The sequence below is a fragment of the Streptomyces ureilyticus genome, from assembly GCF_011045025.1.
GTDB classification, from domain to species: Bacteria; Actinomycetota; Actinomycetes; order Streptomycetales; family Streptomycetaceae; genus Streptomyces; species Streptomyces ureilyticus.
The window spans coordinates 1-2962 of sequence record NZ_JAAKZX010000407.1 but is presented as its reverse complement, the minus strand read 5'-3'; the positions used below and the strand labels follow the sequence as shown (position 1 = coordinate 2962).

The window sequence follows — 2962 nt, the reverse complement described above, 5'->3', positions numbered from 1 at the left end:
AGGTAGCGGTGGGCGCCGCCGGCTGGCTGATCGACTCCCGGCCCGCCGGGGACACGACAGCGGAGGTTCATCGCGAGACATTCGACTACGTCGTTGTCGCCAGTGGGGCTCATCATCATGCCCAGCTGCCGGAGCTGCCCGGGCGTGAGATGTTCGGCGGGGACGTGCTGCACTCCAACGAGGTGCGGGCCGGGACATTCGTCGGTCGGCGCGTGGTCGTCGTGGGCGGCGGCAAGTCCGCATTGGACCTGATCACCCGCGCCGCATTCGAGGCGGCCTCGGCCACCCTCGTGCAGCGCAAGGTGAACTGGATGGTCCCCGAGCGGTTTCTGCTCGGTCTGGTCGGCTACAAGTGGATCCTGTTCACCCGGCTCGGTGAGGCGCTCCTGCCCCGCTACCACGATCCGGGCTGCGTCCGTCCGATCGACCGCGTCGACGAGCGGGTCAAGCGGGCTCTGTGGTGGCTCATCACCCGCGACACACTGATCTGCACCGGGCTGTACCGACTGCCGAGGCAGCTGCGGCCCGCTCACGCGCTCCCCTTCCACCTGGCCCACGCGGGAGTGATGCCACGCGGCTACGCGCGGGCCGTCCGCCGCGGCCTGATCGCCCCCAAGATCAGTGCCGTCGAGGCGTATACCGACAAGGGACTGCGACTGGCGACCGGCGAGGAAGTGGCGGCGGATGTCATCGTGTTCGCCACGGGGCACCACAAAGTCTTCCCGTTCCTGGACTCGAGCGTGCGCGTGCACGATGACGACGGGCGGCTGCGGCTCTACCGAGGCATCGTGCCCCCCGGCGCCGACCGGTTGGGGTTCGTCGGTTTCCGGCAGGTCTTCAACAACATCATGGGCATGGAACTCACCGCGCACTGGTTAACCAGCCATTTCCGGGCGACGCTGCGCACCACCCCGGGCGAGCAGGGGATGCGGGAGGCCATCGACGCTCGCCTGGCCTGGCAGGAGCAGGTACTGCCAGGCTCCGGCGGCTACGACTTCGGCCCCTACGACATCCACTGCGCGGACGAACTCCTGCACGACATGGGGTTGCCATCCCGCCGCGCCGGCAACCTGCTGGCCGAATACCTGCTTCCCGGCGGAGTGGCACACCGCTACGCGGGCCTGACTCGATCGAGTTCGGCGAAATGAATGCAGAGCATGAGCGGCCCGACGCTCGGCGAGCCCCGCTGACCTGCCGAGGAACGCCCACAAGTGTGGGTTAACGGCGCCTGCGTCGGCTGAGTCGACTGGATTCGTTGTCAAACGCCTGGGTTGGATGGGAGCAATGCTCAAGACCTGTGGATCGGGCTCGGGTTGGACGCGAAGGGCGTACCTTCCCGAGTGATCGATTGAAGGTCACCGAGTAGGCCGACGCTGCGAACGTCGGTCGGGAAGGCACGCCCGGTGCGACGTGAAGTCACATCGCACAGCAGAGTCCGCAGGAAAGGAGAAGTGTCATGCGGACCTGACCAGTGACCAACGGTCAGTCCCCAGCCTCCGGTGCGCCGGGAGTAATCCCGGGGTGCTGAGCGGAGGTGGTCAAGCCCAAGGGCTCGCGGGCCATTCGCGGGCCACAGGTGAAGGGGAAGTCCGGACGGGTGAGCGAAGCGAACTCTCGTCGACTCGTCGTCAGACTTACACCGCTCAATGGTCAGCGCTCGGCGGTGGCATCCTCTAGGGCTGAGAAGCCCGGCGTGGCAGGTCCCCATCGGGAAGGGGGCTGTAGGTCACCGCGGAGGACGGCGGAAAGGGAGCACCCCACCCGGACGTAACTGCACGATGTGGAACACGGAAACCCCGTACGGGTCCGGCCTCGTCAGCCGGTAAGCCGAAGGCAACAGAGGTCGAACCCTCGTGCGGGAACAGGATGGTCCAAGAAGCGAACGCCACCAGGGCGAAAGCCCAGGGGAAGCGGCTGCCGACCAGGAGTCTCCACTTGGCGGCCCATAACCCGGTGGACACCAGCCTATGGCTGGAGCCGAAAGGCGGCTGACGTGGACCAGGTAGGCCATGAAGAAACGATGGGCAAGCACTTGCACCGAGGCGCAAGTTGGACTGAAGGGAGGCTGCGTTGACCGAACTGGCCACCGCCGAACCCCGGATGAACGGACCCGAGGGCGACGCCGAGTTCTGGCACAGCATTGACTGGAGCCGAGAAGAGACGTCTGTAAAGCGGCTGCGTCAGAGGATTTTCAGGGCTGCCCGTGAGGGTGACATGAAGCAGGTACGTAACCTGCAGAAGCTGATGCTGCGGTCCAGGGCCAACACGTTGACGAGTGTCAGGCGGGTCTGCCAGGTCAGCACCGGCAAGAAGACGGCGGGAATCGACGGGCAGAAGGCCCTAACCCCGGAAAAGCGGGGAAAGATGGCGCGGCAGATACTTGCTGACCCCATGTCCCACCCCCGGCCCGTACGTCGTGTGTACATCGTGCGCCGTGCGGCGCCTTGCTGTATCCCCGATTCAATCGGGAGGAACTTGGAGGGTGTTTCTGGGTCTGATGGCTTACCTGGAACCGAAAGGCGAAGGGGACAATAGCATGTCAGGAAAGTAGCGGCCGGGTCGAAGGTAATCGAACGGGGCGCTGCGGGACCCGCGTGATAAGGAAAAGGCTGCATTGCTTGAAGTCTAATCTTCGGAAGGTGAATACGCGCACCCATCGGAAAGTACCTGTAACCGATGCCGCTCCATGTATTGGTCTGGGATGTAGGCCGATACACCTCCATGGGGCGGGCGATGCTCAGTGAGAGCATTGAAGAAGATGAGTGGACTTCCTAAGTCACGCTAGAACGTACAGCAAGGACGTACCACGGGATTGCCTAAGGGGCGAGAGCCCTAAGAGCTCGTAACACGATCTTGCTGCAACGTCCTGGTTGGCCGTGACCGGTGTAAGGCTTCGGCCGTTCGTGATGGCGTGAGTACTCGGCCGTGGATTGTGGACGACGACTTGTGGGCGCTGATCGAG

Annotated in this window: 2 protein-coding genes; both read left to right on the top strand. The window is 64.4% G+C overall.

Annotated features, from left to right (window positions below):
* Positions 1–1148 (top strand): FAD-dependent oxidoreductase (locus G6048_RS47500; protein ID WP_165345818.1); only part of this gene is annotated, 1148 nt, incomplete at its 5' end.
* Between the two features lie 952 nt (positions 1149–2100).
* The gene (locus G6048_RS47495) at positions 2101–2535 is read left to right on the top strand and encodes a reverse transcriptase N-terminal domain-containing protein (protein WP_235991141.1); all 435 of its coding nucleotides are present in this window, start codon (positions 2101–2103) and stop codon (positions 2533–2535) included.
* Positions 2536–2962: the final 427 nt, after the last annotated feature.